Consider the following 25,132-nt stretch of genomic DNA (forward strand, 5'->3'; position numbering starts at 1 on the left):
GGCTTTTTTTGTATTAATTCAACAGTGGTTTTATGTGTGGCAATAGGGTTGGCGATTAATGGGCTGCCAAAGTGTCGATACAGAAATGGGTTGTCAGAGTCGTAGAGATAGTCCGATAGAAGCTTGATGGGTGTGTGTGCTTGGGAGGAATTTTTTATAGCACTTTCTAAAATTTTCTATTGAGCCAGACAGTGTGATTATTTATTATCGTCAGCGGTTCTTTTTTGAGGCCATGCCTTTTTAAATATAACTGTGAATAGGGTCAATAAATGAGTTTGCGCTTTGTCTTGGCTTTAGTGGGTATGGTATCTGCTTTTACGCTTGCTGCTTGTAGTGGTGATGTAAGTAAAAACGATACCAAAAAAATAAATGCTAGCAATGCTGGTGCTGAAAACAACCAAAAGGGGGTTGCTATTTTAAACGGCAAGGCAGAAGTCGCCATGCCTAAAGAATTTACAAAGATGCCCCAGTCCATTTTAGACGTTAAATACCCAGCAACGAGTAATAGACCTCAAGAAGCGTGGTTTGATGCTGAGGTAGACGGTAAAGTCTCGTTTGCTTTTAATTTGACCAATACATCGGCCAAAGAGGAGCAGTTGCCCATGCTGGCAGAAGCATTGCAAAATCAAATGAGCGCATATTCTCCAGTTGTAAAAGATGTAGAAGTGAATGGCAAGAAAATGATGCGCCTTGAAATGACTACACCTGCGGGCGATGATATTAATATTTTTAATGTCATGCAGATATCTAGTCTCGATGGAAAGCTATTAATATCAACGTTTAATGTGACCGAAGATATGAAGAAAAAATATGCCGAGATGGGCAAGCAAGTTCTTTCAACTTTGGCATATTAAATCATGGGGTTTTTGTAATATTTACTTCAAGGAGGTTCGTGCGGTAATAAGTTATTGTAGTGAAAAGTAGTGCGTGATCTTTGTTTCTCCTCCACGGCTTTGCGCGCATATTTATATGCGCGCTTTTTTTTAGCGATGTTTGAAAATAGATGAAAAGGATTTTTTGATATGTGGTATGCAATTGTTTCATTTTTAATATGTTTTTTTTCTGTTGTTTATCCTGTAACCACTCTTGGTTTTTATGCTAGCTTTGAAAGTTCTCATTTTGGAGTGTCGTTGCTTTTTTCCATAGTTGGCTTAATCTTGGCAGCCATTTCAATAGCAAAAAATAAACCATTGGGTTGGCTGGCTAAAATAGGGGTGGTCTATGCATCCTCTGCCTATACAATTGTTATTTATGTGTTGGCCTTTAGATTTTTTATTGCTAGCATGGATTCTCTGTAAGCGAACCGCCTTCAGCTTGGCGTAACGGAATGATATGTGGAACATAGTCTGTACTTTTTCGAAAATAATTTATGGAAATGTTTTTCACAACTGATTATATTGTGCCCTTAGTTTCTTGGTGTGGTGAAGACTTTTTGATATGCATCATATTGGAAGGCGTATTTTAGATTGTTTTTGCCGATCAGGAGTGTATTGTTTGCGTAATAGATGGAGTGTGTCGTGACAAATAAAGTTGTTGTAAGTCAAAACCAAGGTCGTGATTTGAGCTCATTCGGCTGGTTTGTTTTTGCACTAAAAAATATTACAAATTTTAACGGGCGAGCCAGGCGGAAAGAGTATTGGTATTATATGTTGTTTTTTAGTGTGGCATACATATTGATTTTTTTCGTTTCACAGGCGATTGCATTGTCTGTTCTAGGTTCACAGGAAATTGGTGGGGTTGTTACGCTTTTTATTTGCCTTCCTTTGTATTTTGCCTCATTCAGTGTTTATATTCGTAGACTTCACGATGTAGGTCGTAGTGGTTGGTGGGTGTGGGTGCCTATAGCCCCCCTTGTTTTTACTTTTTTTGATTCGGAAGCAGGAGCGAATCAGTATGGCCCAAGTCCGAAATATGATTTAGTTAATTAAGCTAAAGGAGGGTCTGAACAACCGACTGCACAAACAGAAATGCAATTTCTCGCAGGTGCTTCGGCAGTAGGCCCGCCGATTTCAGGCTGCCCGTCATCAGGATGACCGGTCTCTCCGGTCATTCACCCCTTAAGCCCCCAGCCAGCAAGGTCTTTCGCGCCAGCCAGATATTGACCAACCCAAACAATGTCATTGACCTCCTCCCGACTAACCGAGCGGTCTAAGCTGGAGATTTCCGGCTTAAAGATGAGTAAGTCGGAACTCGCTCGGGGTCTGGTCGCCCAGCGAACTGTGAGGCCTGAATTCGTTGTAATCCTGTCGCCAACGCTCGATTTTGTCACGTGCGTCATCCAGCGACAGAAACCAATGCACATTCAGGCACTCATCCCGCAGACTGCCATTAAACGACTCGATAAAAGCATTATCCGTCGGTTTTCCTGGCCGCGAGAAGTCCAGCGTGACACCTTGTTGGTATGCCCATTGATCCAGCGCCATCGATATAAACTCGCTGCCATTGTCGACCTGAATCCGTTGGGGTGTCCCGCGCAAGACTTGAACATGCCGCATCGTAGCCACCACGTCCGCGGCTTTCAGCGCGAAATCCACCGTGATCGCCAGGCTCTCCCGGCTAAAATTATCCACTACAGTTAAGGCCCAGATTTTCTGGCCGTTGAACAGCTGATCGGCGACGAAATCCATGCTCCAGCAGGCATTCAAACTGGAGACCGCCGGCCGGGCTTGCCGGTGCGCGGCCGCCACTCGCCGCTTGGGCCGTTTGCGCCGCAGGTTCAGACCTTCCTCGCAGTAGATCCGGTAGGTCTTCTTGTGATTGATCTGCCAGCTCTCACGTCGTAGCAGGACGTGGATGCGGCGCGCGCCATAACGAATACGCGTGGCGGCGATCTCGCGGATCCGCAGCCGCTCCGCGCGATCGTCTCGAGGATGAGGGCGATAAAAATAGCTAGCTTGCCGTAGTTGAATGACTGCGGTGGCGCGACGGATGCTGACGCGGTACGCGTCAATCAGGAAGTTGGCCAACTCGCGCTTGCGGGCCTGCCTCACAGCTTTTTTTGGATGACTTCCTGCAGCATCTGCTTGTCCAGGCTCAGGTCAGCGACCATGCGCTTGAGGCGGGCGTTCTCTTCTTCCAGTTGTTTCAGGCGGCGCAGCTCGCTGACACCCAGGCCGCCGTATTTCTTCTTCCAGTTGTAGAAGGTGGCTTCAGAGACACCCATCTTGCGGCAGACCTCGGCGACGGTGGTGCCGGATTCCGCCTGGCGCAATGCGAAGGCGATCTGTTCTTCGGTGAACTTCGATTTTTTCATGACAAACCTCCTGCCCGGATGGGCTTAAATTTGCCAGAAATCTCTACTTTTCGCCGCTACGTTTTTGCGGGAGGAGGTCACCGAACTAGACACTGCTGTGGCCAGTGCAAAGTCTTGGCGCTGCTGAGCATGTAATGTCCAGCTAGCCGTTGGCAGTAGTCCGGTCGTAGGTAGTGAATGGTGTGGCCTTTTGCGGGCAGTCCGCATCAAGCTTGGAAAACGATGCCCCTTCTTTTGGGGGCACCCTCACGCCTGATGGACGCATACTGAGCCAAAGGCGCAATTACAGATGGAAATCGCCCGCTGCCTCCGGCTGGTAGAGCACTTTTCTGATCTCGATCCGGCGAGTCCGATCAGACACTCGCCAGTCGATGGTGTCTCCCTCCTGATAGCCCAGGATGGCGGCGCCGATATCGGAACACACGGAATGCTTTCCAGCCTTGCTGTCAGCGTCTTCAGGGTAGGCCAAGGCAACTTCGATCTCCTCGTCGTCTAGCAGCAGCAAGGCCCTAGAGTTCATCGTGACGACATTACATGCCACCTGCTGCGGCTTGACGACAATGGCTCGCTCAAGCTCATGTTCGAGCTCAACAATGACCGGGCCTTGTTCGAGTACGATCAGGCTCTCGAGCCTGGCCTTGTCGATCTCAGTGATGTAGATCCCTGTGGAGTCGTCAACTGCGCCTTCGCGCAAGAGCTGGCGATAGCGTCCTGCCGTCATGGAAAATGACTTCAATGCCGGCGTTTCGCTCTCAAGCAGAAAGCCGTTGCGCTGAAAGGCTCTCAGCGAGCGCGCGTTGTCCGGGTGGATCTTGGCGATAAGCTTCTCGGCCCGCATGTCGAGGAAGGCCAGCTTCATGCCTTCGCGGATTGTGCTGGCGCCAAGGTTGCGGCCCCATTTGTTGCGGTCCCCGATGACCAGAACCATTTCGCAATTTGCGCCGCTCTTGATGAGACGGACAAAGCCTACTGGGGCGTCATGCCGGTCATTGGCCATGAAGAATCTGCCGTCCCGGTTGAATAGATGGGTCAGGATCGGTAATGGAGCCTGATCGATGGCTTGCCCGATGAAGCGTGAGGTATGACGCGAGTCGCTCAGGTAGCAGGTGACGGACTCGTCCTCCAACCAGTCCATGAGCTTCAGCGCGTGTGCCCGAGTAATTTCAGGGCACAGCGAAATGAAAGGCTTGTTCATCTTCACCACACTTGTCTGTAAAGAATGAAAGCCCTTCATGGCTATCGCCATGACGGTTCTTTCGGCAACTGGCTATTCTAAGACATAACACGGGTAATGCCGAATTGCCTGGGCGAATAGGATCTTCTTATCCGTTCCAGGTCGAGAGCGAAAGCCATATCGCATATCGGATGCTCGGCGTCGAAGCTTGCGGTTGCCGCCTGAGAAAGGTGTTGGGGATCGTTCAGCACATTATTGCTCATCGCCTCCTGAACGGAGGTGCCGTAGATACCAATTGCCGAGAAGAGGGTGGACATCGCCAAGTGCGCGTAGATAGCGGTGTATACGCTCCAACTGTTCTTCATGAGGGACGGCGGCGATCATGCGCTTATCGAAAACACGTAAGACCGGAAAGAATGAATCACCCCGGCTTCTCTAGACACTCTTGAGCCGTTGGAAATATTGCTTCTCAAACTCGACCGGTGATAGCCCATTTGCGGAACCATGCCGGCACTTCGGGTTGTAGAACATCTCAATGTAATCGAAGATGTCTCGTCGGGCGTCCTCCCTGTCGTGATAGGTTGTTCGCTTGATGCGTTCCCGCTTCATCAACTGGCAGAAACTCTCCGCCACTGCATTGTCGTGGCAGTTCCCACGCCGACTCATGCTGAGCACCAAGCGATGGGCCTTCAGAAAGTCCTGCCAGTCGTAACTACTGAACTGACTCCCCTGGTCGGAATGCACCAGTACCTCCTGCTTTGGCTGGCGTCGCCATACCGCCATCAACAAGGCATTCAGCACCAGCGCCCTATGCATCGACCAGCCAATAACCTGCCGCGAGAACAGGTCGAACACCACCGCCAAGTACAGCCACCCTTCATGCGTACGGATATACGTGATGTCGGTCACCCAGGCTTTATTCGGCGCATCCACGGTGAACTGGCGCTGCAGATGGTTCGGCACTGCCACCGCCGGACGGCCACTGTAATGTCCAGAGCGTCGGTGGTAGCCCGTCTGCGAACGCAAGCCCTCCTGCTTCATTAGCCGTGCCTCACGATGTTTGCCGCAGTGCTTTCCTTGAGCCTGCAGGTCGTCATACACCTTGTGGTAGCCATAGACACCGCCACTTCTAGCCAGGCTTGTTTGATTTGCCCCAGCAAACGCTGGTCTTCGCGGGCGCGGAGTGAATGCGGAGACGCTCTCCAGGCGTAGTAGCCACTGGGATGCACAGACATGACACGACACAGTCGTCGGATCGGAAACTGCTGCTCGTAGGCCCGGATGAAGGCATACCTTACCCGGACTCCTTGGCAAAGTATGCGGCGGCCTTTTTTAGGATGTCGCGCTGCTGACCCGTTTCAGCTCTGCCTTAAGACGACGGATTTCGGCTTGCTGGTCCGCTGATTCGGCCGACGTGGCACGCTTGGGGTCGTAGCGTTTCAGCCATCGATACAGGCTGTGGGCAGATGCGCCGAGACGGTTGGCAACTTCAGCAACGGGCTAGCCGCGCTCAGTGACCTGTTTGACGGCTTCGATCTTGAACTCTTCGGGGAAACGCTGCCTGCTCATGACACCTCCTTGTAGGGCCTAGTGTGAGGCTCACGAGCTATCTAGGAAAGCGGGGGCGATTCACCCGGGCTGTGCTTTGCGGCCACAACTCTCGTGGCTCAGGCTACTAACATGCAGGCTGCCAGTAGCTGATTGCTGCATATCTTTTATGCCACTAGTCTAGTGTGCGATCTAACCGATTTTGAGGGGCGAGTGTGTTGATCTTCTTGGATACTGAGTTCACGGACTTCATCGACTGCGAATTGATCAGTATTGGCATGGTTAGTGAGGATGGCCTGCATGTTCTCTATCTAGAAGTGCAGGACTTTGACCGCTTGAAGTGCAAAGCCTTTGTGCAAGCTGCTGTGTGGTCTCAGCTTGGCAAGGTAGATGGTGCGAGCATAAGCAAGACTGCTCTAGCCGGCAGGTTGCGCCAATGGTTCGATTCGCTGCCGCATGACGTGGTGTTGGCCTGTGACTCTCAGCATGACCGGGATCTGCTGGCTGATGTGCTTGATGGTACTTGGCCAGCAAATGTATCCGGCTGGCTTGATCTGAGGGAATACCAAGCCAACCCCGCATTTGATCGTGCCGCGGCTGCATACCATACAACGACGGGTCTGCCGTGGCATCACGCCTTGTACGACGCTTATGCACACCGGGCGGGCTGGCTTGCGGTATCGAATGCTGGCTAGGGGGGGGCTCACTTCTTCAGGGATGGGGTGGCCTTGTGGGATGATAATGATTCTTCATTTTCTATGAGCAGTTGTACTTGCTCTTCAATTTCCTTCAGCAGAGTAGATACGCTTGCATGCTTACCTGACCGAACATACGCGAAGGTGAGTAATGCCAGTGGGTGCATATCGATCGCCGAGGCTATCTCGTCTAACTTCTCAATTGTTGGGTTTTTCAAACCTCGCTCGAGCGCGCTGACGTAGGTCCGGCTTGAGACTGTGTCGAGGGCTTCCTGCGAAACTCCCTTAGCGCGCCGTGCAGTGCGCAGTGCGTGTGCCAATCCGTCACGTAGAGACATGGGTTTTGTGATCTGTTCAAAACCCAGTATCTCGCCATGATGAACACTATAGGGCTACAATCTATAGTGTTCATTTTTGCTGGTGACTTATGTTTCTGACGAAGGAAGGTTGGCGTACAAACAACCCTGTAGTGCAAGCCATAGCACATCCCGATACGGCATGGGATGCGGTTTTTTTTGGACTGACCCAAGCCACTTTTGTGGTCAGAGTGAGCCAAAACGACACAGCTGGGGGCATTGATGCGAATTGGTTGCTGGTGGCACGACCAGAAGTGCTAGTGCAGCTGATGGCATCAGCTCAAGTAGAGGTCGAAGATGTCATGGTTATGCTCCCGCCACAGGAGTCTAGTACTGGTCAGTGGATCTGTGAGCGGCTGATGTCGATAGTAGAGAAAACTGATCAGCGCGGAGTATTCCAGGAGTATTCGACCGAACACCGCACATTGAGTACCCGGTCGATTCACGGTGTCGCAGAGATAACATGCTCCTATCGTTGGAAAGAGCATGGCCAGTGGGCCCTAGCACAATAACTAAAGTTTTGCGACTGGTCCCGGCTGTCGAGACGGAGCAGCTTTGGTGGTATATACCAAGTAGATTGTTCAGAAAACATGCATGACGAGAGATCGATTGTTCAGCAGCTTATGTCAACCGCGCCACGAGGACGCCCCTTGGATACGGCTCTGCTCGCTGACCTTGGCATTAATGTCGACATATCCTCATCCCTTGCGGATAAAGGGTGGCTGACTGAGTTGCAGCCGCGGGTCTATTTGATGCGTGGCGATAGCCCGTCACTTGATGGAACGATTTGCTATTTGGCGACCCTTGTCGATGGATTGCACGTTGCAGAGAGAACGGCACTTTATTGGCGAGGGGTTCGGCACAATGTTTATTTCAGAGAACCAATATTTCTGTGGGGGATTGGGACACTGGAAATCCCAAGCTGGGCTACGCGTTTATTTCCAATCACCTACAGAAATGAAATTATTTTTGATGATCAGCTAGAGTATTCAACTTGTCTTGGTAGTGCTCCTGGTCGGCACCCTGAAGTTCTCGTATCGAGTACTGAAAGAGCTGTTTTCGAACTGGTGTCTACGTGTCAAAAGCCAGATCTACATGAAGGCGTCAGAAATTTACTCGTGCTTCTTCGTAACATCCGGCTCTCAATTCTGCAGGATTTAGCGGGCCACTGTGTCCACCGTGATACTGTTCTGCTCTTGAAGGAACTCGCATATCAGGAGGGCTTGCCTTGGGCATCAAAGCTTAGTGGGTAGGGCAATGCTGCTTGTCGTCACTACTGTTGAGGAAGTGCCAGTGTAAATTGGAATCAGCCTCAGTTGCTTTTATCTTTCTTATGCTTACGCGGATAGTTCTTCAAAAGCGGGTCCGTCTGTTGACGAGATGGGGGAATGAGAGGCTGTTCCAATTGCTCTTGAGTAACGCCATAACGAATAGCGTTGCCTAGATAACGCAATAGTAGCTCATCGTATTCATGTAACCTGGCTTTTAGCTCCTCGTTTTCACTCTCCAATTGCTCCAGCTTCTGCTCAAGCACAATGTGTTCTGGTAGGCGCTGTGGAGGTTGTTTCCCGGTTTTGAGTTGATAACGAAAGGCCGCGACCTTATTTTCGTAAGCCTGCTTAATCTGTGGATGTGACTGAAGAGTTTGCCGGCTCCATTGATGATGTAATTCCTGCGCGACTAGGGTGACAATTCTTTCCCATGTTGGTGGCGCTGAATTTGCCCACTCTTTAATCAGGGCTGCAATATGCAGAATTTGTCGTTCGGTCAAGTGTCGTCGCTGGTTAGGTTTGCGAGGTGGCATTTTTATTCCGTTTCTGCTGAAATAAAATGTTTTGAATCGCCTAAATGAATTAGCGTACCGTCCGGTATGTTTTGATCGTTGTGCAAGGTAATAATTGTGTCCAGTCGGCTAAGTGCAATTTTTTGATGCTCAAGCCAATTATTTACTCCGTAGGCCTGTTCTTCATCTGCAGACTCCGCCAGATTCAGCAGTACTTCTGTATCCTGTTTCAGGGCAAGGGCACGAATCTTCTGATCTTCATTTCCTTTGTCAACTAAGTGTTCATCACATGTCATGCAAGACCGATGCTTCGGGCAGGGGAAGGCTGACCAATCGTGTAGGCAAATCCCTAGATCGGTTACGTGTGCTGTAGTTGTCAATGAGCTGATAAATTCGTCACGTCTTACCGGGTCTTTAATGCGAATGGTGGTGTCCTGCATTAATCCTTTTATTTCAATATTTTGTAGTTTTTTATGAATACTGGCTGCGAGTTGTACCCCGGTCATGTGGTTGTAGGCTGAATTTTGCCTGACATCCTTGCGGCCCATCCAGCGTGCGATTTCTAGCTGAGAGAGCCCCCCCTCGTTAGCCAAGGTATTCAGCCAGTGGCGGAACTGGTGTGAGGTGATTGTGAGCAGTTCGCCATTTTTTGCGTAATAACCTAGTCGGTCAAAAATTGATAACCCCATACTGCGACCCACGATGTAGTCACTTATCTGCCCATCAGTCAGCAATGTTGCCGTACCATTCAATGTTCCTCTTTGTGATCCCAGGAAATTAATGCCCACCACAAATAGACACTCAGACAGACCATAGTGCCCTTGTCCTTGCGGGAAAATGTCTTGCTGCTCGGACTGCAAGGCGAGATAAAATTCCAAGTCGCTTTTAACGATAGCTTGAGTTGAACGCTTTTTTCCATGCTTTTTAGCTAATGGTAGATTTGCTGCTTTGACAAACTGTTTGGCTGATCTGTAGTTCGCGAGGCCAACGATTTGTGCAACTTCATCCATACTAAACAGAGAGTCTGGAGGCATAGAATGCCATGGTTCAGGTAGCAAAGTTCTATTCGGATTTCTCGCGATAAACTGCGCGATGGCCCAAAATGGTTCGGTAATGCGTTGAATGTCATTAATTGCCCGCTTGGCCACCTCCACCATGACGGTTGGCAGCCATTTGGTTTGCGTCTCGGTGTGCCCCCCTTTTTCTGGGATGTAGCGTATCCCACAACGCACTGCGGGTTTTCCGTTCTGGTCAAGCAGCGGGACGTTATTCGTATCTTTCAGCTGTTCTTCCCGCCAGCATTCACGTGGTATGGTCAATAATTCGTTGATGCGAAATCCTCCACAGACAAGCAGATCGATTGTTCGTTGACGCAACAGATCACGATCTTCCAAATCCTTTCTATTGGAGATGTCCGCCAGGGAATTCATTACTTCTTCCGATGGCAGTTTGCTGTTGCGGTGTTCGTTAAATTCCTTACCCACTCGAGCTCCGATGGCGCCACTAGCGTCGCTATTGCGTGGCACCGGATTTTTCCAATCAATCCGTATTGGTACCAGGCGATGCTTGTCTAGTAGCTTGGCTATTTCCGCAAGTTTAATGCCAATGCGATAAGCTGAGGAATGCTGCTCTGACTGCAGGCAACGGTTGATGGCGCTATCAAAGTCCGCGGGAACCAATGCCGTCGGTGTATTCCCTCTATCCTTTAGTGCCTCGAACAGGTAGCGCTGGGCACGTATTGCGACCATATGATCCATTGTCGCTAGTCCTTTTTTTGCATGGCTCTCTCGATAGCAAATAAAGGATTTCACGAATGAAGAAAAAGGCTCTGGAAATGGTTCCGCATTTTTTGTTGTAGTCTTTGTGGCGAAATTAGCATTGAACCAAATCCGTTCAATCTTGCGACCACTACTGGCTCGTGATTTTTTGGGTACTTCCCAGTACAAGCCATCCCAAGGGATTGGGCCAAAAGGAGTGTTGGAGCGGGAATTATCGATAAATTTTATCAAATTGAGCTCGGCAGCCTTATGCGCTGCGGTTTGAAATTTCATCGATCATCCTCCATTTTGCGGGGCATTTGGCATTGCAGAACGACCTGAGCGACAGCGCGAATGGTGGTGTCATGCATTTGGGTCATTTTTGGATCGGCTCCACGTGAAAGATGCGCATCTCGATCAGCAATAAGCCAATCCAATACTGCTTCGTGTGGTGCATCGAGCCAAGCTTGAAATTTGAAACACGTATAGCAAGCGATGGGTGCCGATAAGCCACAGAAACCAAAACTGCCGCAGTTGCCGATGCTTTTCAGTTGAAGACCATCGCGGTCCAAGAATTTGATACGACTTGCTGGGTCATTGCCGCGGGATGCTTCGCTTGCAGAGGAGATCAGCATACCCATGAATGCTTGCGCCACTGGGGCTAGTCTTAGCGCCAAGGCCTTGTCGAGGCGCACGACAACATCCGAACGCGTATTGAAATACACCATCACTTGCTGGAGGTCGGTGTGATCCAGTGCCCCGGCCAGTTCCATAGGGGAGGCCCCTTCCTGTACCAGTCGGGTTGCGAAGGTATAGCGCAAGCGGCGAGGGGTCAGGTGGAGTGGTCCTCCAGCTGCCGATTTGAGATCAAGAGTGGTTACGATAAGGTAGAGTGCATTATTGAACCATTGGTTATCTCTGCGATATGCATCGGATTCGAAGTCAGTGCCCAGAAGAGCCTCTTTAGGGGCTTCACGTCGGAATAGCGGGCGGGCAAAGCGAATTGGATTGTGCTCTAGCAAAGCCAATCGTCTAGCACGGGTATTTTGCTCGATCAATTGCTCCAGTAACTGACCGATTTCCGGTACTAGCGAGCGGGTTTTGAAACCACTGCGCTCATTGACGTGGCCTTTCTTGATTCGTGGCAGGCGGAGCTCATAAATAAAGCTACCGTCAGCCTGCTTGGTTGTGAGCAAGTCCTCCTCGTTCAGGAGGATGAGATTTTTGGGATTTGTACCAAAAGCAAGAAACAGCCATGCTGCCGCAAGCAGCTCAATACCCAGTGTGGCGGTTTCACCAGCACGGTGCAGGTGTGCTATCAGAGCTTCTATTTCAACCTGACGCAGTGGGCCCTCATCGGGATCGTCGCGTAATACTGCCGCACCTTTCAGGTTGCCACCAATGGTGCGGTTCTCCAGTTCCGCTGCGACTTCTTCGTCGAATCCTTCGCATTGGGCATCGGTGCACCACAGATACCAACGACGGTATGCGTCTAGGTAATTAGAAACTGTTCCTAAAGAAACGGTTTCTCTCAAGTTCTTGTGCAGAGCTTCAAATAATGTAATGTCGTATTTCGTGGGGTCATTAAGATTGGTGGCTGTATTACTTGCGGAAATGAAACATGCCTTTAGCCAATTGAATTGTCCAAAAACATAGCGTGGGTTGCTTCGGCGAATGAAATTTCGGAAGTACGCCTCCGTGGATATTAATATGGGGCCTTGCTGTAACGGCATTAGATCCCAGTTCAACACTTCCGTCGCACTCAACCGCCATTGTGTACCCGAGGTATCTATGCTTGCACCTGAAAGGGCAATGACCGCCGTCTGGTCATCGGCTTCCGATGAGGTATCGGTGAAATTGAATGTAGATTGCATGGAGTGATTCATTTCTTCCAACCCTTCTGCTGCATTCGCAATAGTTTCTTGTTGGCGGCATTCCGAATGGCGCGTCTGGCATAGCGGAGTGGCATCGTTGAAGTGGGGCTCCAACCCATCGCATATTTTTGATCGCGCAGACTTATTTCCGGATCACTACCTTCTTCCTCATTCAATTCGACCCAGCGATCGTTCCAGTCATGACGCAAAAGGTGATGGCACAGACCGGCCAGGATCGGATAATGGCGACGTAGCTTTTCAACAACTTTACGGAAGCCCCGACTACCTAGCGGCTCGCCGCGATAATTGACAAAGAGGTATGGATGCTTGGCTGCCGCGGGAAACTGCTGTCGATTTGCCCGGTGGCGCGTGATCCATTCATCAAGCAAATCACGCAGCTTGGCATCAAGGAGTAGCAGGCGTCCGAAGGTCTTGGTTGCAGGTGCCGAGGTGCGGGGCTCTTCCGGATCATCGTGGCGACGATGAATGGTGAGCGATGCTGGCTCGACACTGAAGTCCACATCCCTTGTCTTGAGCCCGAGTACTTCACCGCCACGTGGGCCAAGCTCAAACTCGAGCTGCAACATGACGTAATTACGGAATTGGAGCTGCGGCCTGAATGGGTTGTCACAACATCCCGGCTCGATGACCCGTAAGAACAGTGCACGTTGCTCTGGCGTGAAGCCTAGGCGCTCTCCAGGGACGACTGAAGCATCTCGCCGTCCAGGTGCCGGTGCGACGGTGCGTGCGCGCTGGAGAAAGCTCTGCAGGGCTCCCATTGCGGCATCCCGGCGTGAGTCGTCAACGATCCGCGAAATGATGGGTTCGGATACCCAGCGAATGTAATCGGTAGCCACCCGAAATCGTAGCGCTGCATAGCCAGGGCCGACTACGCGTTGTGTCCCAATCTTCTGCGTCCGGCGACAGTAATCGGATAGTGCTACCAACTCCTCCAGGCTTAGGAACTGACGTTTGGCTGCCCGTTCGTCGAGCTGGATACCATGCTTAGCAAAGAAAGTGTAAGCAAGGGCTAAGGCGGAGAGCCGTTGGCGGATGCTGCTGGCTTTCAGGCCCTTTGGCCGGAACTGGGTCAGGACAAAACGGGTTGCGAGGGGAACCGGTAGTCCGAGGGGGCTACCGGACACGAGCAGGGGGATGTGTTCACCGGACTGCATCCGCACTTCTCGAATGAAAAACGTGGTCACCGCACTTCTCCTGACTCATCAGATGACAGGACTTTACGACAGCAGCACGGTTCCGGTGATATGAATTATGGGCGTAAAGAATAAAGACCGGAAAAACCAAGTGCAATCTACTGATTACACAGAGTATTTCCAGTCTAATTTAACAATCTAACATGTGGTTCCGGTTAGAACGGAATGTCGTCGTCCATATCGTCAAGCTGTTTGGGCGCCGGGCGCGGCTCTTGGCGACGGGGCGCGGCCGGCGCCTCCTGGCGCGGGGCCGGGGCGTTGTAGCCGTAGCCGTCGTCCATGCCGCCGCCGCTCATGCCGCCGCCGGAGCCGCCCATCTCATTGCGGCCGCCTTGCAGGCTCAGCTCGTTGACGCGCACGTCCGGGGACAAGCGCTTGTTGCCCTCCTTGTCCTGCCATTCGCGCAGGGTCAGTTGGCCGTAAACGGTTACCTGCTGGCCTTTGGCCAGGTAATTCTTCAGCGATTCACCGCGCTTGCCCCATACCTGGCAGCTGAACCAGTTGGTGCTCTTGCGCTCGCCAAAGCCGATGTCGCTGGCTACGCGGAACGACAGTACCGGCTCACCGCTGGGGGTGTAGCGCAGTTCGGCGTCGGCGGCCAGACGGCCGTCAAAGGTGATGCTGTTCATCGATGTCTCCGAATAAAAATCTAAATATTTGGCCTGTCGCTGCGGCTCAGAAGGTGGCTCCGATCAGGCGCTGCACCGTCGCTTCATCCCACTGTTGCTGCGATACCTTCAGATAGGCCACGCGGTCTTCCAACACGACCACGGCTTCATGCACGCCGGCCACGCCGGCCAATTGGCGGGACAGGTCGCCGGCGTCGCCCCGCCAGTCCTCGCCGATGTGAAACATCACCGAGCGCACCGGTTTGGGCGGCCGCATGGCCAGCGACCACAGCAGCCAGGTCAGCATCAGCAGGCTGGTGAAGCCGAACACGCCGGCCGGGCCGAAGCGGGTATACAGCCAGCCGCCGGCCGCCGCGCCCAGGAACAGGCCAAGGGATTGGGCGGTATTATACACGCCAATCGCGGTTCCCTTGGCATCGGCCGGAGCGATCTTGGAAATCAATGAGGGCAGCGTGGCTTCCAGGATATTGAAGGCGATGAAATACAAGCCCAGCCAGATCACGATCTGCCAGAAGCTGTCCAGCGCCATCGCCATGCCCATCTGGGCGGCGGTCATCAGCGCGATGGCGCCGACGAAGACTTGCTTGAGTCTGGCTTTTTTCTCGCCGTAGATAATGGCCGGCACCATCAGCAGGAAGCCGATTACCGTCACCGGCAGATACACCTGCCAGTGTTGGGTCTTGTCCAGGTGGGCGGTCTTGATCAGCGCGAAGGGAATGGTGACGAACATCGCCATCTGCGCCGCGTGCAGCGCGAAGATACCGTAATTCAGTTGCAGCAGTTGCGGGTCTTTCAAGACCGCGGGCAGCCGCTTGGCGTTGGCTTCGGTGTCAGAGTGAAAGCGGGAGCTGACCGGGTCCGGAATGATCAGCCAGACGCCGATCAACGCCGCCAGCGACAGCGCGCCGGTGAGCGCGAAAATGCCGTTGACGCCGATGTACTTGGCCAGCAGAGGCCCCAGCACCAGGCTGGCGGCGAAGGTGGTGCCGATGGACATGCCTATCATCGCCATCGCCTTGGTACGATTTTCCTCGCGGGTCAGGTCCGCCAGCAGCGCGGTGATGGCGGCGGAAATGGCGCCGGCGCCCTGAATAATCCGGCCCACGGTCAGGGTGGCGATGTCGTGCGCGCCGGCGGCGACGAAGCTGCCCAGCGCAAACAGCAGCAAGCCGCCGTAAATCACTCTTTTGCGGCCTATCTTGTCGGACAGCATGCCCAGCGGCAGTTGCAGCAGGGCCTGGGTCAGGCCGTAACTGCCCAGCGCGATGCCGATCAGCGTGTGGTTGTCCGCGCCTTCCAGGGTTTGGGCGTACAGGGCGAATACCGGCAGGATCAGGAACATGCCCAGCATGCGCAGGGCGTAGATGCCGGCGAGGCCAAGGCTGGCCCGGAGTTCTGTTGCGTTCATTCTTGTGTGCGTCGTTTGTGTTGCTGGCGGGCTGCGGCCTGAGGGCCGCGCCCCATGGTTCTAGTAACGGTCCGGCGCCGTTCCGGATGACGCCGCGCGTTAAAGATCTGGTGGAGTCAGACTTGCCAAGTCAGGTATATTAACAGGTTCCCTGACCGACGGTGAGTTACGCTCCAATATGGACAGCATTCGCATTCGCGGCGCACGCACGCACAATCTGAAGAACATCAACCTGGATTTGCCCCGCCACCAATTGATCGTGATTACCGGCCTGTCCGGCTCCGGCAAATCCTCGCTGGCCTTCGACACCCTGTACGCGGAAGGTCAGCGCCGCTACGTGGAAAGCCTGTCCGCCTATGCGCGCCAGTTCCTGCAATTGATGGAAAAACCGGACGTGGACCTGATTGAAGGCCTGTCTCCGGCGATCTCCATCGAACAGAAAGCCACCAGCCACAATCCGCGCTCCACCGTCGGCACCGTCACCGAAATCCACGACTACCTGCGGCTACTGTACGCCCGGGTGGGCGAGCCGCACTGCCCGGAGCACGGCGTGCCCTTGTCCTCGCAAACCGTCAGTCAGATGGTGGATCACGTGCTGGCGCTGCCGGAGGAGAGCCGGGTGATGATCCTGGCCCCGGTCATCGTCGGCCGCAAGGGGGAGAATCTTGACCTGTTCGAAGACCTGCGCGCCCAGGGCTTTGTGCGGGTGCGCGTGGACGGCGAAGTGTTTGAAATCGACGCCGTGCCCAAGCTGGACAAGAACAAGAAGCACACCATCGAAGTGGTGATAGACCGCCTGAAGGTGCGCGAAGACATGAAACAGCGGCTGGCGGAAAGCTTCGAAACCGCGCTGCGCCACGCCGAAGGCCGCGCCATCGCCGTGGAAATGGATAAGGGCGAAGAGCACTGGTTCTCCGCCAAGTTCGCCTGCCCGGTGTGTTCCTACAGCCTGCCGGAACTGGAGCCTCGGCTGTTCTCCTTCAACAACCCGATGGGCGCCTGCCCCAAGTGCGACGGCCTGGGCGAAATCACTTTCTTCGATCCGCGCCGCGTGGTGGCGCATCCGGAATTGAGCCTGGCCGCCGGCGCGATCAAGGGCTGGGACAAACGCAACCAGTTCTATTTTCAGATGCTGATGTCGCTGGGCGAGCATTACGGCTTCTCCGTGGCCGAGCTCGCCTTTGAAGACCTGCCGGAAAAAGTGCGCAATGTGGTGCTGCACGGCTCCGGCCGCGACAGCATCGAATTCAGCTATATGTCGGAGAAGGGCACCAAGTTCAGCCGTGCGCACCCCTTTGAAGGCATCATCCCCAACCTGGAGCGTCGCTACCGCGAAACCGATTCCGCGGCCGTGCGCGAAGAACTGGCCAAGTACCAGAACAACCAGCCTTGCCCGCATTGCCAGGGCTCGCGGCTGCGCCTGGAGGCGCGCCACGTCTTTGTCGGCGAAAAAACCCTGTACGAGATCAACCAGATGCCCTTGAAGGAGACCGCGCTCTTCTTCGCCCAACTGGCGTTCAGTGGTCAGAAGCAGGCGGTGGCGGAAAAAATCGTCAAGGAAATCAGCGAGCGGGTGTCCTTCCTCAATAATGTGGGCCTGGATTACCTCAACCTGTCCCGCTCCGCGGACACCCTGTCCGGCGGCGAGGCGCAGCGCATTCGTCTGGCCAGCCAGATCGGCTCCGGCCTCACCGGCGTGATGTACGTGCTGGACGAGCCGTCCATCGGCCTGCATCAGCGGGACAACGACCGCCTGCTGGCCACCTTGATGCGGCTGCGGGATCTGGGCAACAGCGTAATCGTGGTGGAGCACGACGAAGACGCCATCCGCGCCGCGGACTATCTGGTGGATATGGGGCCGGGCGCAGGCGAGCACGGCGGCGAAGTGCTGGTGGCCGGCACCCCGGCCGAAGTGGCCGCTTGCGGCCATTCCATCACCGGCGACTACCTGTCCGGCCGCCGCCGCATCGCGCTGGGCGGAGAGCGCCGCGAGGTGGACCCGGAGCGCATGCTGCGTCTGATCGGCGCCAGCGGCAACAACCTCAAGAACGTCACCCTGGAACTGCCGCTGGGCATGCTTGTGTGCATTACCGGCGTGTCCGGCTCCGGCAAATCCACGCTGATCAACGACACCTTGTACAAGATCACCGCGCGGGAACTGAACGGCGCCAGCGAAGAGCCCGCGGCCTATCAGGACATCCAGGGCCTGAAGCAGCTGGACAAGGTGATCAATGTCGACCAAAGCCCGATCGGCCGCACCCCGCGTTCCAACCCGGCCACCTACACCGGCTTGTTCACTCCCATCCGCGAGCTGTTCGCCGGCGTGCCGCTGTCGCGCGAGCGCGGCTACGGCCCGGGCCGCTTCTCCTTCAACGTCAAGGGCGGCCGCTGCGAAGCCTGCCAGGGCGACGGCATGATCAAGGTGGAAATGCACTTTCTGCCCGATGTCTACGTGCCCTGCGACGTTTGCCACGGCAAGCGCTACAACCGCGAAACCCTGGAAGTGCAATACAAGGGTAAGAACATCCACGAAGTGCTGGAAATGACGGTGGAGCAGGCGCTGGGGTTCTTCAGCGTGGTGCCCACCGTGGCGCGCAAGCTGCGCACTCTGATGGAAGTGGGCCTGGGCTACATCCGGCTGGGCCAGAGCGCCACCACCCTGTCCGGCGGCGAGGCCCAGCGCGTCAAGCTGGGGCTGGAATTGTCCAAGCGCGACACCGGGCGCACCTTGTACATTCTGGACGAACCCACCACCGGTCTGCATTTCCATGACATCGATCTGCTGTTGCAAGTACTGCACCGCCTGCGTGAAAGCGGCAACACCGTGGTGGTGATCGAGCACAATCTGGACGTGGTCAAAACCGCGGACTGGCTAATCGACCTAGGGCCGGAAGGCGGCGCCGGCGGCGGCCAGATCATCGCCACCGGCACGCCGGAACAAGTGGCGGCCAATCCGGTCAGCCATACCGGGCGCTATTTGCAGCCCTTGTTGCAGCGCGAGCAAGCCTGATGGCAATCAAGTACAATGCGCGGATAGACTGCTTGCTGTTATAAAGAAATACCGGCGGCGGCAAGGGGCGAACAGCGTCGCCGCTCAGCTGGACTGCGCGTCGCCCAAGGGCCATCGCATCAAAAACAATATGAGGAAGTCATGCTGACTTTAGGCAAGATCGATCACATCCACATTCGTGTGACTGACGTGCCCAAGGCCCTGAAATGGTATCAGCGCGTGCTGGCCATGGCCCCGGACCCGCGCTACAAACACATGCGCGAAGGCCCGCACGGAGCGGTCATGCTGGCCAACGCCAACGGGGCGGTGCGTCTGGCGGTGAGCGAAGACAAGAGCGGGGCGGCCAACCATCAGGGCGACATCGCCTTTGTGGTGAGCGGCCAGGATTTTCTGGAGTGGATAGACCAGCTGGCCGGCGAACGCGTCACCAATCGCGACGGTCAGACCATTGCTCGGGACTCCGTGCGCGACCATCGCTTTTTCTGCTCGCTGTCCTTCGTCGACCCCTTCGGCAATCCGTTCGAGATTGTCAGCTACGATCACACTTGGCTGGTGGGCAAGCTCAAGCTGAACGAACAGCTGGAGTGAAAACCGCTGATCGCCACTAAAACCGCCGGCCTCGCGCCGGCGGTTTTTTATGCGCTCAAGACAATGCGCCTTCCTGGCGCAGCACCTGTTCCAGCGCGGCGAAGCAGGCGGGGTCGATGGCGCTGCCCAGGTGCCGGCGCATGATGTCCAGGGTTTGCGGCGCCGGGGTGGCCGGGTGGTAGGGGCGTTCCGCGTTGATGGCGTCGAAGATGTCCGCGGCGGTGATGATGCGGGTTTCCAGCGCGATGGCGTCGCCGGACAGGCCGCGCGGGTAGCCGCCGCCGTCCGGGCGTTCGTGGTGGGCGCCGGCCACCCAGGCCAGTTCGGCGAAGTGTTCGATGCGGCCCAGGATGGCCTCGGTGTAGCCGGCGTGGCGTTTCACCGCCTCCCATTCGTCCGCCTCCAGCTTGCCGGGCTTGTCCAGTATGGTGTTGCTGACGCCCAGCTTGCCCACGTCGTGCAAGAGCGCGCCGCGTTTCAGCCAGCGCCGCCGTTCCAGGCCCAGCTCCAGCTCCGCGGCGATCTGGTCGGCGTAATGGCCCACCCGCTGGCTGTGGCCGGCGGTGAAGGGACTCTTGGAGTCCACTACCAGGCCGAAGCCCTCGGCGATTTCATCCAGATAATCCTCGTCCAGCGGCACCGCGCATTGGGCCGGCTCCAGCCTCAGCACCGCCTGATCGATGTCGTCGGCCTCCAACTGCCGCCAGAAATCCGGCCTGGCGCTCACCCTACGGAAGGCGGCCACCAGTTCTGGGTCGAACCAGCCGCCGGCGCGGCGCAGCGCCTGCTCCAGCGCCGCCTGGCGGCCGTGGGTGATGTGGAACACGTCGATCACCTGGGCCAGCAGCGCGATGCGCGAATTCAGCGGAATGGCGTCGCCGCGCAGCCCCAGCGGCCGGCCGGAGCCGTCCCAGTGTTCGTCCAGCGATTGGATGCCTCGCGCCACGCTTTCATTGAAGCGCAACTGGCGGGCGATGTCGGCGCCGCGGTGGCAGCGGGTGTTGATCAACTCGTCCGCCATCGCCCGGCCGTGGCGCAGTACCTTGAGGATGGACACCGCGCGCCGCGCCCAGCCCGCGCTGTGGGTGCCGGTGTTCTTGAACACGAAGCCCAGCAGCTGCGGCAGGCCGGCGCCCACTTGCTTGAAATCTTGTTTGAAGCTGCGGTCGTCGGTTTGGTACAGCTCGCAGATGCGCGCCGCGTTGCTGCTGCAGCCTAGGTCTTTGAGCAGGATGGCGTAGTACAGATCCCATAGCCGCTGCGGCGGCAAGCCGATGCATTGGCCGATATGCATCCCTATCCAGCAACTGCGGATGCCGTGGCCCTCCGGCTGGCCTTCGGTGATGTCCAGCGCGTAGCTCAGCGAGCTGATCAGTTCGGACAGCTTCAGGGTGGCGGCCATGAGCGCTCCATGGGGTTGAGGCGGGCGGGATGTGGGCGGCGGAGCCGCTCGCAGATAATCTGGAGCAAGGCGCGTTGACGCAGGTGGTTCATTGAGTATGACAAGCCGGCGCAACGCAGCCTCTTTGTGAGCGGCGCTACCTTATTTATCCTTGGCGAAGCCTGCTTTTTCAATCTCGCCGCGCGGGCGAGGGGGCGCGGCTCAGCCGCGCGATGGCGTCCACCAGCCGCGCTTCGATGTCCTGATCCAGCGGCAGACGTTCGCTGGCCAGTTCCGCCAGCCGCGGGTGGGCGCCCACCTGCACCGAGTGACCGGCCTCCAGAAACATGCTGACGTCGTTGCTGTCGTTGCCGAAGCAGATCAGCTCATCGGCGTCGATGCCGCATTGGCGCAGCGCGGCCATCTTGCTGACGCCGGCGGCGGTGATGTCGAAGATCTGTTCGTCGGAATGGTGGTGTAGTTCCACGCCGGAGTGGGCGTCCAGCTCCCGGCGCAGGCCGGGGACATCGGCGCAGGCGGTGATCAGCAGCTTGGCCGGCTGGCGGATGTCTTCCGCGCCGACATGGCTGGCCAGCTTGCCTGGGTCCACTTTGGCCAGGAAGGGATGGCCGGCGTCGCCGCTGTAATGGTAGTCCCAGTACAGGTCCACCAGATAGGACGCGGCAAAGCGTTGCGCCAGTTGGGTGATGTCAGCGAACACCGGGTCCGGGATAGGGGTCAGACCGCGCAGCTCGCCTTGCTGATGGCTCATTGCGCCGTTGGCGCCGATGATCAGTGTGTCGTGGAAGCGGGCATCCAGCAGCGGGAGGATGTCGCGGTAGGGGCGGGCGGAGGCGAAGCCCAGCTGGTGGCCGCGTTGGCGCAGGCCGTCCAGCGCGTCCTGAATGATCGGACTGATGGTTCTACCGTTGAAGCAAATGGTGCCGTCGATATCGAAGATGAAGTGCATGGGGTCTCGCTGCGGGAAGGTGGCGGCGGCTGGTTTTTAGCGCCATTTTATGGTTTTTGCATTCTAACTGTCTTGCCAACTCGGGTGAAGCCGCCGCGCTGAATGGAATGCCTGTGGACTTGTCAGCAAGCGGTATCGCCCACATTTTCCTTAGAACCTGTTCAAAGTCTGCTGCGCTTCAGCGATACGGCGTTAAAAACAAGCTCAAAATGCTCATGTACCACGTGTACATTACGCTTTTTCGCTCGTTTTCGCCTTGTCTCGCCCTTGCTCACGAGACTTTGAACAGGCTCTTATATGACCGTTCAACCTGGAGAGTGCCGCGCATGAGCCAAAATGTTTGTCTGGAGCCGTTGACCGCCGCCGATTTTTCCATCCTGGCCGAGTTGGCGGGGGAGATCTGGCATCAGCACTTCATCAGCATGATCAGCCGCGAGCAGATCGAATACATGCTGGCCGGTCGTTATGTCCCGGAAAAACTATCCGCCTATCTGGACGCGCCGGACCGCTGGTTCGGCCTGTTGAAGCTGGATGGCCGGGCGGTGGGCTATTGCAGTTACGCGCTGACGGCGACGTCGGGGGAGATGAAGCTGGAGCAGTTGTATTTGTTGGCGGACATGCGCGGCCGCGGCCTGGGCGCTTATATGTTGGATGCGGTGGAGCGGGCGGCGCGGCAGCGCGGTTGCCATACCCTGGTGCTGACGGTGAACAAACACAATGCCGGTGCCATCGCGGTGTATCAGCGTGGCGGCTTCCAGGTGCGCGAGGAGGCGGTGTTCGATATCGGCAACGGCTTCGTGATGGATGATTATGTGATGGAGAAGCGCTTGGCCTGAAGGCCGCTGCGTAATCTTCAAGAGAGACCAACAGAAGGGCGCAAGGCGGTATGCCTTGCGCCTTTTCCGTTCAAAGACTGGCTCAGAACCGCATGGTTTTGTTGCGGGTCTCTTCCTGCCACATTGCCTCTAGATAGCTGTGGTACTCATCGGCAATCCAGCCGGCGGCGTGACACAGGCCCTTCAGTTGTACCAGATCCGGGCGCGGCAGCGCGATCTGCTGGCGCATGCTGACCAGCAGAGGGCGCAGCAAATCCAGCGCTTCCAGGCCGTTGGCCAGTGCTTCCGCGGTTTCGAGTTGGGAGACGGGGGCTGTGGGGACGGGATGTTTATCCATGATGAACTCCTGGCATGGCGTTCCGGGCCGCTTTGACGGCGTGTTCGGAATAGGGCTGAGAAGCCGCGACTGACGAGCGCGGGTTTCGCCTGACAGGTGTGTTCAGCACCAAGGCGGAATCTAGCAGCGGAGCGGTAGGCGGTCAATGCCGAAGGGGAGCGGTAACTGTACGGAATTGCCGCATTGGATTGGTCTGGATTAATTTATCTTTGCGCGCGCGTCATCCCGCCGGCGCCGTTGCCTGAAAGAGCAAACATGAATCCTTGGCTATTGCTGGCCTGTTCCATTGTCGCGGAGGTGGTGGGCACGCTGCTTCTGAAGGCATCTCATGGGCTGACGCGGCTATGGCCAACCCTATCGATGGGCGTGTGTTATCTATTGGCGATCTGGCTGATGGGCTTGGTGAGCAAGAAGCTGGAAATCGGCCTGACCTATGCGGTATGGGCCGGGGTGGGCACCGCCACCACCGCCTTGCTGGGGGTGTGGATCTTCAACGAGGGCGCATCGTTGATGAAGGTGCTGGGCGTGGGCTTCATCGTTGTTGGCGTGTTGCTGCTGAACTTGAGCCAGAGCGCTTGAAGGATGGGTGGAGTAGCAAGGGCAAGCCGGGCGGCTTGCCCTTGTCGCGTCGGAAAGTTCTTAGAGCGTGTTTACGATCTCGCGAGCTAAGGCGAGACAAGGCAAAAACTAGCGAAAAAGCGGAATGTACAAGCGGTACATGAGCATTTTGAGCTGGTTTTTAACGCCGTATCGCCGACGCGCAGCAGATCGTAAACAGGTTCTTAGGTGCCGCAGAAGGTCCGATACCCCTGCGCCACTTCCGGCGCGGCCGGCAGTGTGTAGCGCTCCAGGCCGGCGCGTTCGTTGAACGGTTGACGCAGCGCGTCCAGCAGCGCCAGCGTCGGCCCCATATCGCCATGATCGCTGGCGGCGGCCAGCGCTTCTTCCACCAAGTGGTTGCGCGGGATGTAGAGCGGGTTGGCCTGGCGCAGCGCGGCGGCGCGTTCGGCGGCGGCTTGCGGCTCGGCGTCCAGCCGCTGGCGCCAGCGGGCCAGCCACGGCGCGGCGGCGGCCGGGTCGTTGAAGAGTTGGGTCAGCGCCTGGTCTTGGCCTTCGGCGGCGTCGGCCAGCCGGCGCCAGGCCAGGGTGTGGTCGGCGTCCTGGCGCGCCAGCAGCGCCAGCCAGTCTTCCGCCAGTTCCTGGTCGATGTCCTGCGCCTGGCTCAGGCCCAGTTTGCGGCGCGCCTGTCGCAGCCAGTGGGCCTGGTAGCGCTCGGCGAAGTCTTCGATAACGGTGGTGGCCGCCGGCACCGCGTTTTTGGGCTCGTCCGGGTCCAGCAGCGGCAGCAGGGTTTCCGCCAGCCGGGCCAGGTTCCATTGGGCGATGGCCGGCTGGTTGCCGTAGGCGTAGCGGCCGCCGCTGTCGATGGAGCTGAACACGGTGGATGGGTGATGGATGTCCATGAAGGCACAGGGGCCGTAGTCTATGGTTTCGCCGCTTAGCGCCATATTGTCGGTGTTCATCACGCCGTGGATGAAGCCGGCGTGCATCCAGCGGGCGATTAGCTCGGCTTGGCGTTCCGCCACCGCTTGCAGCAGCGCCAGATAAGGTTGTTCGGCGCCGGCCAGTCCGGGGTAGTGGCGCGCCAGGGTGTAATCGGCAAGCCGGCGCAGCATGTCGCGCTCGCCGCGGATGGCGAAGTACTGGAAGGTGCCGACGCGCAGGTGGCTGGCGGCGACGCGGGTCAGCACCGCGCCGGGCAGCGCCTGTTCGCGGTAGACGGTTTCGCCGGTGGCGGCCACGGCCAGCGCGCGGGTGCTGGGGATGGCGAGCGCGTGCATGGCTTCGCCGATGATCAGTTCGCGCAGCATCGGCCCCACCGCGGCCTTGCCGTCGCCGCGGCGCGAGAACGGGGTGCGGCCGCTGCCCTTGAAGGCGATGTCGCGGCGCTGGCCGTTGCGGTCCATGACTTCGCCCAGCAGCAGCGCGCGGCCGTCGCCCAGCGAGGGGGACAGTCCGCCGAACTGGTGGCCGGCATAGGCTTGGGCCACCGGCCTGGCCCCGGCCGGCAGCGCGGCGCCGGAGAAGGCGGCGGCCAGCTCCGTGGCGTTGGTCTGGCTGCTGTCCAGGCCCAGTTCCTCCGCCAGCTCGGCGTTCCAGTACAGCAGGGCCGGCGCGGGCGGGAACTCGGGCTTGACCGGCATGCAGGCGTCGGGCAGGTCGCGGGCGTAGCTGTGGTCGAAGTCGATGTGGATCATGGCGGGCTCGTTGGGCGGGGTAGGGGATTGAGAACCTGTTTACGATCTGCTGCGCGTTGGC

23 protein-coding genes and 1 pseudogene are annotated in these 25,132 nt (G+C 56.6%); 9 read left to right on the top strand and 15 right to left on the bottom strand.

Annotated elements, in window-relative coordinates; all coding sequences use genetic code 11:
* Nucleotides 1–269 precede the first annotated feature (269 nt).
* The 3 genes from GYH29_RS07665 to GYH29_RS07675 all read left to right on the top strand — a co-directional run bounded on the left by GYH29_RS07665 (nt 270) and on the right by GYH29_RS07675 (nt 1,928).
* Nucleotides 270–854: a hypothetical protein gene (locus GYH29_RS07665; RefSeq protein ID WP_161523462.1), complete on the top strand. Its 585-nt coding sequence runs from the start codon at nt 270–272 to the stop codon at nt 852–854.
* A gap of 168 nt (nt 855–1,022) precedes the next feature.
* Nucleotides 1,023–1,298, top strand: a complete 276-nt coding sequence (locus GYH29_RS07670; RefSeq protein ID WP_161523463.1) for a hypothetical protein — start codon at nt 1,023–1,025, stop codon at nt 1,296–1,298.
* Nucleotides 1,299–1,517: 219 nt separating this feature from the next.
* The gene (locus GYH29_RS07675) at nt 1,518–1,928 is read left to right on the top strand and encodes a DUF805 domain-containing protein (protein ID WP_198001650.1); all 411 of its coding nucleotides are present in this window, start codon (nt 1,518–1,520) and stop codon (nt 1,926–1,928) included.
* Between the two features lie 240 nt (nt 1,929–2,168).
* Here GYH29_RS07675 and GYH29_RS07680 read toward each other — a convergent pair.
* The 4 genes and pseudogenes from GYH29_RS07680 to GYH29_RS07695 all read right to left on the bottom strand — a co-directional run bounded on the left by GYH29_RS07680 (nt 2,169) and on the right by GYH29_RS07695 (nt 5,996).
* A protein-coding gene (locus tag GYH29_RS07680) for an IS3 family transposase (protein WP_370551730.1) occupies nt 2,169–3,253 on the bottom strand; the annotation gives its coding sequence in 2 pieces (ribosomal slippage) (nt 2,169–2,998 and nt 2,998–3,253; 1,086 coding nt in all).
* 283 nt (nt 3,254–3,536) lie between these two features.
* The gene (locus tag GYH29_RS07685) at nt 3,537–4,499 is read right to left on the bottom strand and encodes a bifunctional GNAT family N-acetyltransferase/nucleoside diphosphate kinase regulator (protein ID WP_161523466.1); all 963 of its coding nucleotides are present in this window, start codon (nt 4,497–4,499) and stop codon (nt 3,537–3,539) included.
* 26 nt (nt 4,500–4,525) lie between these two features.
* A complete protein-coding gene (locus tag GYH29_RS07690) occupies nt 4,526–4,744 on the bottom strand; it encodes a hypothetical protein (protein ID WP_161523467.1) in 219 nt (72 codons plus the stop codon).
* A 118-nt stretch (nt 4,745–4,862) separates the two neighbouring features.
* A pseudogene (locus GYH29_RS07695) lies at nt 4,863–5,996 on the bottom strand (IS3 family transposase).
* Between the two features lie 194 nt (nt 5,997–6,190).
* Between GYH29_RS07695 and GYH29_RS07700 the strand changes: the two are divergent.
* Complete coding sequence (locus tag GYH29_RS07700; RefSeq protein WP_161523468.1) at nt 6,191–6,670, top strand: 3'-5' exoribonuclease; 480 nt, start codon at nt 6,191–6,193, stop codon at nt 6,668–6,670.
* Between the two features lie 8 nt (nt 6,671–6,678).
* Here the strand turns inward: GYH29_RS07700 and GYH29_RS07705 are convergent, their stop codons facing one another.
* On the bottom strand, nt 6,679–7,008 hold the full coding sequence (locus GYH29_RS07705) for a helix-turn-helix domain-containing protein (protein WP_161523469.1): 330 nt from the start codon (nt 7,006–7,008) through the stop codon (nt 6,679–6,681).
* A gap of 608 nt (nt 7,009–7,616) precedes the next feature.
* Here GYH29_RS07705 and GYH29_RS25145 point away from each other — a divergent pair.
* Nucleotides 7,617–8,279 carry an AbiEi antitoxin N-terminal domain-containing protein gene (locus tag GYH29_RS25145; RefSeq protein WP_161523470.1) on the top strand — a complete coding sequence of 221 codons (663 nt, stop codon included), beginning with the start codon at nt 7,617–7,619 and terminating at the stop codon, nt 8,277–8,279.
* 59 nt (nt 8,280–8,338) lie between these two features.
* On the opposite strand, the gene GYH29_RS07715 is transcribed toward GYH29_RS25145, so the two are convergent.
* The 6 genes from GYH29_RS07715 to GYH29_RS07740 all read right to left on the bottom strand — a co-directional run bounded on the left by GYH29_RS07715 (nt 8,339) and on the right by GYH29_RS07740 (nt 15,691).
* Nucleotides 8,339–8,830, bottom strand: coding sequence for a hypothetical protein (locus tag GYH29_RS07715; RefSeq protein WP_161523471.1), 492 nt, complete (start codon nt 8,828–8,830; stop codon nt 8,339–8,341).
* Nucleotides 8,831–8,832: 2 nt separating this feature from the next.
* Complete coding sequence (locus GYH29_RS07720) at nt 8,833–10,860, bottom strand: hypothetical protein (RefSeq protein ID WP_161523472.1); 2,028 nt, start codon at nt 10,858–10,860, stop codon at nt 8,833–8,835.
* Nucleotides 10,857–12,440, bottom strand: coding sequence for a tyrosine-type recombinase/integrase (locus GYH29_RS07725; RefSeq protein WP_161523473.1), 1,584 nt, complete (start codon nt 12,438–12,440; stop codon nt 10,857–10,859). Before GYH29_RS07725 ends, GYH29_RS07720 begins: the two co-directional genes overlap by 4 nt.
* A gap of 8 nt (nt 12,441–12,448) precedes the next feature.
* Nucleotides 12,449–13,645, bottom strand: a complete 1,197-nt coding sequence (locus GYH29_RS07730) for a site-specific integrase (protein WP_161523474.1) — start codon at nt 13,643–13,645, stop codon at nt 12,449–12,451.
* A 164-nt stretch (nt 13,646–13,809) separates the two neighbouring features.
* Complete coding sequence (locus tag GYH29_RS07735; RefSeq protein ID WP_019102147.1) at nt 13,810–14,283, bottom strand: single-stranded DNA-binding protein; 474 nt, start codon at nt 14,281–14,283, stop codon at nt 13,810–13,812.
* A 46-nt stretch (nt 14,284–14,329) separates the two neighbouring features.
* Nucleotides 14,330–15,691 carry an MFS transporter gene (locus tag GYH29_RS07740; protein ID WP_043591569.1) on the bottom strand — a complete coding sequence of 454 codons (1,362 nt, stop codon included), beginning with the start codon at nt 15,689–15,691 and terminating at the stop codon, nt 14,330–14,332.
* Nucleotides 15,692–15,869: 178 nt separating this feature from the next.
* On the opposite strand from GYH29_RS07740, the gene uvrA reads away from it, so the two are divergent.
* Both uvrA and GYH29_RS07750 read left to right on the top strand, forming a co-directional pair.
* Nucleotides 15,870–18,701 carry an excinuclease ABC subunit UvrA gene (gene uvrA / locus GYH29_RS07745; protein WP_043591567.1) on the top strand — a complete coding sequence of 944 codons (2,832 nt, stop codon included), beginning with the start codon at nt 15,870–15,872 and terminating at the stop codon, nt 18,699–18,701.
* Between the two features lie 141 nt (nt 18,702–18,842).
* A complete protein-coding gene (locus GYH29_RS07750) occupies nt 18,843–19,289 on the top strand; it encodes a VOC family protein (protein ID WP_081545504.1) in 447 nt (148 codons plus the stop codon).
* A gap of 55 nt (nt 19,290–19,344) precedes the next feature.
* Here GYH29_RS07750 and GYH29_RS07755 read toward each other — a convergent pair whose 3' ends face one another.
* Both GYH29_RS07755 and GYH29_RS07760 read right to left on the bottom strand, forming a co-directional pair.
* The gene (locus GYH29_RS07755; RefSeq protein WP_161523475.1) at nt 19,345–20,691 is read right to left on the bottom strand and encodes an HD-GYP domain-containing protein; all 1,347 of its coding nucleotides are present in this window, start codon (nt 20,689–20,691) and stop codon (nt 19,345–19,347) included.
* Between the two features lie 169 nt (nt 20,692–20,860).
* The gene (locus GYH29_RS07760) at nt 20,861–21,640 is read right to left on the bottom strand and encodes an HAD-IIB family hydrolase (protein ID WP_107731890.1); all 780 of its coding nucleotides are present in this window, start codon (nt 21,638–21,640) and stop codon (nt 20,861–20,863) included.
* A 326-nt stretch (nt 21,641–21,966) separates the two neighbouring features.
* Here GYH29_RS07760 and GYH29_RS07765 point away from each other — a divergent pair, with 326 nt between their 5' ends.
* Nucleotides 21,967–22,476 carry a GNAT family N-acetyltransferase gene (locus GYH29_RS07765; RefSeq protein ID WP_161523476.1) on the top strand — a complete coding sequence of 170 codons (510 nt, stop codon included), beginning with the start codon at nt 21,967–21,969 and terminating at the stop codon, nt 22,474–22,476.
* Nucleotides 22,477–22,558: 82 nt separating this feature from the next.
* On the opposite strand, the gene GYH29_RS07770 is transcribed toward GYH29_RS07765, so the two are convergent.
* Complete coding sequence (locus tag GYH29_RS07770) at nt 22,559–22,813, bottom strand: hypothetical protein (protein ID WP_161523477.1); 255 nt, start codon at nt 22,811–22,813, stop codon at nt 22,559–22,561.
* A 255-nt stretch (nt 22,814–23,068) separates the two neighbouring features.
* Between GYH29_RS07770 and GYH29_RS07775 the strand changes: the two genes are divergently transcribed.
* Nucleotides 23,069–23,392, top strand: a complete 324-nt coding sequence (locus GYH29_RS07775; protein ID WP_118266937.1) for a DMT family transporter — start codon at nt 23,069–23,071, stop codon at nt 23,390–23,392.
* Between the two features lie 203 nt (nt 23,393–23,595).
* On the opposite strand, the gene GYH29_RS07780 is transcribed toward GYH29_RS07775, so the two are convergent.
* Entirely contained in the window at nt 23,596–25,071 is a 1,476-nt protein-coding gene (locus GYH29_RS07780; RefSeq protein ID WP_161523478.1) for a protein adenylyltransferase SelO, read from the bottom strand.
* Nucleotides 25,072–25,132 lie beyond the last annotated feature (61 nt).

This window comes from Chromobacterium haemolyticum, from assembly GCF_009936155.1.
Classification (GTDB): domain Bacteria; phylum Pseudomonadota; class Gammaproteobacteria; order Burkholderiales; family Chromobacteriaceae; genus Chromobacterium; species Chromobacterium haemolyticum.